The 4,957-nt window shown below is 28.1% G+C and carries 5 protein-coding genes; 2 read left to right on the forward strand and 3 right to left on the reverse strand.

The features are described from left to right. Positions 1-338: 338 nt before the first annotated feature. Positions 339-1,274, forward strand: coding sequence for a transcription initiation factor IIB (locus A9758_RS02125; protein ID WP_011406936.1), 936 nt, complete (start codon positions 339-341; stop codon positions 1,272-1,274). A 116-nt stretch (positions 1,275-1,390) separates the two neighbouring features. Here A9758_RS02125 and A9758_RS02130 read toward each other — a convergent pair whose 3' ends face one another. Together A9758_RS02130 and pyrH are read right to left on the reverse strand one after the other, a co-directional pair. Continuing rightward, the gene (locus A9758_RS02130; RefSeq protein WP_011406937.1) at positions 1,391-1,588 is read right to left on the reverse strand and encodes a DUF2116 family Zn-ribbon domain-containing protein; all 198 of its coding nucleotides are present in this window, start codon (positions 1,586-1,588) and stop codon (positions 1,391-1,393) included. Positions 1,589-1,607: 19 nt separating this feature from the next. Beyond that, positions 1,608-2,279, reverse strand: a complete 672-nt coding sequence (gene pyrH, locus A9758_RS02135) for a UMP kinase (RefSeq protein WP_011406938.1) — start codon at positions 2,277-2,279, stop codon at positions 1,608-1,610. 442 nt (positions 2,280-2,721) lie between these two features. Here pyrH and prf1 point away from each other — a divergent pair, with 442 nt between their 5' ends. Beyond that, positions 2,722-3,957 carry a peptide chain release factor aRF-1 gene (gene prf1 / locus A9758_RS02140; protein WP_011406939.1) on the forward strand — a complete coding sequence of 412 codons (1,236 nt, stop codon included), beginning with the start codon at positions 2,722-2,724 and terminating at the stop codon, positions 3,955-3,957. A gap of 249 nt (positions 3,958-4,206) precedes the next feature. Here the strand turns inward: prf1 and A9758_RS07710 are convergent, their stop codons facing one another. Next, the gene (locus tag A9758_RS07710; protein WP_083757035.1) at positions 4,207-4,386 is read right to left on the reverse strand and encodes a UvrD-helicase domain-containing protein; all 180 of its coding nucleotides are present in this window, start codon (positions 4,384-4,386) and stop codon (positions 4,207-4,209) included. Between the last annotated feature and the right edge of the window lie 571 nt (positions 4,387-4,957).

Consider the following 4,957-nt stretch of genomic DNA (forward strand, 5'->3'; position numbering starts at 1 on the left):
CAGGAAGACCAAGAAAAACTAAGAAAACAGAAGACAAACCAAAAGACAAACCAAAAAAAGAAAAAACCAAACAACCAAATCCATTACTTGAAATTATGGATAATTTCAAAGATGACAAAAATACAGACACTGATAACGCCACAGATCACGAATTAAATGACTTAATATTATCTGATCCTATGGAAGATGTAGGATTAATAACACCAGAAGATTCAGATATTGAATTAATGTCAAATTCTGATTTAGATGTTGAAGAAATTATAAAAATAGATACAACAGACTCTGAAGAACTAGAACATGAATTAGAAAAAAGCAACGGCATAAGTGAAAAAGAACAAATGAAAGAAGACGTTGCTGAAATGGAGAAAAAAGAAACTAAATGTCCAGAATGTGGTTCTACAAAATTAATAAATGATCATGAACGTGGAGAAGTTGTTTGTGGAGCATGTGGTCTTGTAATAGATGATAACATAGTGGATATGGGTCCTGAATGGAGAGCTTTTGACCATGAACAAAGAGATAAAAGAACAAGAGTAGGAGCACCTATCACATACACAATTCACGATAAAGGTTTATCCACCATGATTGATTGGCGTAACAAAGACATCTATGGAAGAGATATACCTGCAAGAAACAGAGCTCAATGGTACAGACTAAGAAAATGGCAGAGAAAAATCAGAATCAGTGGTGCTACAGAAAGAAACCTTGCATTTGCATTAAGTGAACTTGATAGAGATTCTTCAAGATTAGGTCTTCCAAGATCTGTACGTGAATCAGCATCAGTTGTATATAGAAATGCTGTTGAAAATAAACTCATACGTGGAAGAAGTATTGAAGGAGTTGTAGCAGCTTCATTATATGCTGCATGTAGAAGATGTAAAGTTCCAAGAACACTTGATGAAATAGCTGATGTATCTCGTGTAAGTAAGAAAGAAGTTGGTAGAACATACAGATTCCTTACAAGAGAGTTACATATTAGATTACCACCAACATCCCCTATTGATTATGTCCCTAGATTTGCTAGTGAATTAAATCTATCAGGTGTTGTTCAGTCTAAAGCTATTGAAATTATTAATCAAGCAATGGATAATGGTCTTACAAGTGGAAGAGGACCTACTGGTGTTGCAGCTGCTGCATTATACATTGCAAGTGTGTTACTTGGTGAACGTAAAACACAACGTGATGTTGCAGATATTGCTGGTGTAACAGAAGTAACAATCAGAAACAGATACAAAGAATTAACAGAACAATTAGATATGGGTGTGAATTTATAAGGTTCACATCAATTCTTTTTTTATATAATTTCAACTATTTTTTAAAATATTAATTTAAAATAAGCATTTTTTCTAAAAAGAATAATAAAAAAAATAGAAAAGTGAATTTATTCTATTTAGAATGGTTTTAAAAATACCATGACTACATATATTAATACAAATACAATTACAATTCCAAATAGTATTTTTCTTTGTTTTGCAACTTGTTTTTGTTTTAATTGATATTGTTCTTGACATTTATCTGAACAAAATGATTCAGTTAGTGGTATTGGTTTTCCACATATTGCACAATGTCTATGAGCTTCAACTACCATATAAATATACCTCCTTTTTTTATTCAGTGATGAGTGTTCCAATTGGTTGTGTAATTGCTGTTTTAACATTTTCAGGAGTGTTACCATTTACAATTACTGTTTTTATTTTAGAACGTTTAATAATTTGAATTGCTGTTTTATCAATAAATTCATATGTTCCTGCTTTTGTATCATTATCAGATACTATTTCCATTAATTTATCAGCAGAAACTTCAGAAAACATTTGAGCATCATTATATTTATTAGGATCCTTATCATATAATCCATCTACACTAGTAGCATTTATTACTAAATCAGCACCAACATATTCTGCAAGAATACTTCCAACTGCATCTGTACTATGTGCAGGTTCTGTTCCACCCATTACAACAATTTTACCTGTAGCAGAAAATTCTAGTGCTTGTTGGAAATTTACAGGTATTGCTGGATAGGACACATCTTTTAGAGCTAGTTGTAATAATCTAGCATTTATTCTTGTAACTTGTATTCCTATTTCATCACATATGGATTCTGTTTCACCCATATCTCTAACTACACTTATGTAATCACGTGCTGGTCTTCCACCACCAACTACTATAAATATTTCATGATCTTCATTGATTTGTCTGATTATTTTAGCATAATCTTCAAATTTCTTATTATCATATTCTTTTAATAGGATTGATCCCCCAATTGTAATAACTATACGCATTCACTCGACTCCAAATAATATATTTATTTTTCCAAAAAAGTTTTTTTTGTAAATATCTTCAATTAATCTGAAAATAATAATTTAAAATAATTTACTATTAGTATAATTTATCTTCTAAATTATTGATATATTTATCTAATATAATCAAAATAATAAAATAAGATAAAAAACATAGATATATAATAATGTATAAAAACTTCTAGAAAATAGTCATATACATATAAAACAATTTTTTTACAACAATATAAGTGGATTATATTGTAATCTCCAAATTAGAAAGTAAAGGTTACGATAAAAATGAATATATAACAAAATATTATGGGAATGTATAAAAAAAACTTGAAATGACTCCCTCCCATATTTAATATATTCTTATTAATCCCAGATAATTATTCTAATCAATATTAATTAAATCACAACATTAATCAAAGAAGAGGATAAAATGAGTGATGTATCATCAAAAGAAATATATGAAGTAAAAAAGACTCTTAAAGAGTTAGAAGATAAAAAAGGTAGAGGAACAGAACTTGTAAGTGTTTATATACCACCTGAAAAACAGATAAGTGATGTTGCAAAACAGATGCGTGATGAACTTGGACAAAGTGCAAACATTAAAAGTAAACAAACAAGAAAAAATGTACAATCAGCTATTGAAGTAATTATTCAAAGATTAAAATTATTCCCAAAACCACCAGAAAAGGGACTTGTAATGTTTGTGGGAATGATTCCAAAAGGTGGACCTGGTACTGAGAAAATGGAAACATATGTATTCCAACCACCTGAAGCTGTTCAAACATACACATACCACTGTGATAGTCAGTTTTTTGTAGAACCTCTAAAACAAATTATTGAATATAAGGAAGTTTATGGTGTAGTAGTACTAGATCGTAAAGAATCTACAATTGCAACACTAAGAGGAAAAAGAATAGATATTATAAAACACTTAACTAGTGGTGTTCCAGGAAAACATAAAGCTGGAGGACAGTCACAAAGAAGATTTGACCGTGTGATTGAATTAGCTGCACATGAATTCCTTAAACGTATAGGAAGACACGTAGATGAAGCATTTCTTCCATTAAAAGATGAACTTAAGGGTGTTCTTATTGGTGGACCAGGCCATACTAAAAATGATTTTGTTGATGGAGAGTATATACACTATGAAATTCATGATAAAATAATCAACATTGTTGACACATCATACACTGGAGATTTTGGTATAAGAGAAGTTATTGATGAATCTGCAGATACACTTGATGAAATGGATATTATGCAAGAGAAGAAGTTCATGAGAAAATTCCTTACAGGACTTATATCTGAAAGTGGACTTTCAACTTATGGTGAAAAAGAAGTAAGACAAAATCTTCAAATGGGTGCTGTTGAAACATTACTCATATCTGAAAATCTTAAAAGTAAAAGACAAACCTACACTTGTCCTGCATGTAATACAGTAGATGTTATAACTACTAGACAACATCAAGAACCTCCAGAAAAAAGATGTCCTAAATGTAATGAAGTTATGAAAATAACTAAAACACAAGAAACTGCTGAAGAATTAATAGAATTGGCCGAAGAAGTTAAAACACATGTTGAAGTTATTTCTATAGAAACCGAAGAAGGAACTCAACTTGATAAGGCATTTGGTGGAATTGCTGGTATTTTAAGATATAAAGTAAAATAGATTTACTTTATTCTATTTTTTACAATTTTTTTTAATGAATCTTTAAGAAATTCATATTTATAAGATACTTTTTTATATTAAAACCTAAATTTTTCTATAAAAATCTAAAGAATCATTTTAACTAATTTTATTTTGAATAGTTCTAGATTATAATAAACTTAAATCAAAGGGCTAACTTAAGTATTATAGTTACTTACCTAATTATATAATAAATCATGAATTACTAGAGGTATTTATTTATCATAGCATTTAACATATTCTCATCTGTACAGAATCAATATCTTGAAACTCATCAATAAGAATATTTTTAAAACGAACATGTAATGCTATGTTTTGATTTTCATTTAATAATTCTAATGTTTTAATCTGTAATTGGTTGTAATCGAGGTAGTTATTTTCTTCAAGTAATTCAAAATTAAATCCAAATATTCTTGACTTATAGGATACTTATTTTTAATGTATTCTATTAATCCTGAAGTATCAACATTAAAAGTATGCTTTGTACCATTTTAATAAGAATTATACTCTTTCTGTTAGTACCCTTGTTTTTCCAGTTCCATGATCTGCAGGTATTAACTTTGAAGGTTGATTATACTCCACTGCTTGTCTGATTTTTATCTAGTTACATAATTATGTTAACCATCCACAAATTTTTTCTTAAATAGTTAATTCTATGTTAAGTCTAAATACTTAATACTAATAACTTGTAATGTGAATTTATTTTTCTTAGGCTATTATCATTATTATATTGAAATTTTTTTTAAAATTCCTTTTGAAAAAAAAGGTACAAATTACTTCTTTAATTCTCAAAAATATCAATAATTAAAATAGTAGTTTTATAAGAAATAGTTTAAATAAATAAGACTCTATTTAATAATTTGAAGAGACTTCACTTAATTTATTTAAAAAATAGAATATTTTCTACATGTCTTTTGTAATTTAATAAAATAATTCAAAAAATAATTCATAACTATTAAAATAAAAATCTAAAAATAAAAAT

It is taken from the genome of Methanosphaera sp. A6 (genome assembly GCF_001729395.1).
GTDB lineage: Archaea > Methanobacteriota > Methanobacteria > Methanobacteriales > Methanobacteriaceae > Methanosphaera > Methanosphaera stadtmanae.

Coding starts and splice junctions, on each gene's coding strand:
- pyrH (WP_011406938.1), bottom strand. CDS start 2,279: ATGCGTATAGTTATTACAATTGGGGGATCAATCCTATTAAAAGAATAT.
- A9758_RS02125 (WP_011406936.1), top strand. CDS start 339: ATGAAAGAAGACGTTGCTGAAATGGAGAAAAAAGAAACTAAATGTCCA.
- prf1 (WP_011406939.1), top strand. CDS start 2,722: ATGAGTGATGTATCATCAAAAGAAATATATGAAGTAAAAAAGACTCTT.
- A9758_RS02130 (WP_011406937.1), bottom strand. CDS start 1,588: ATGGTAGTTGAAGCTCATAGACATTGTGCAATATGTGGAAAACCAATA.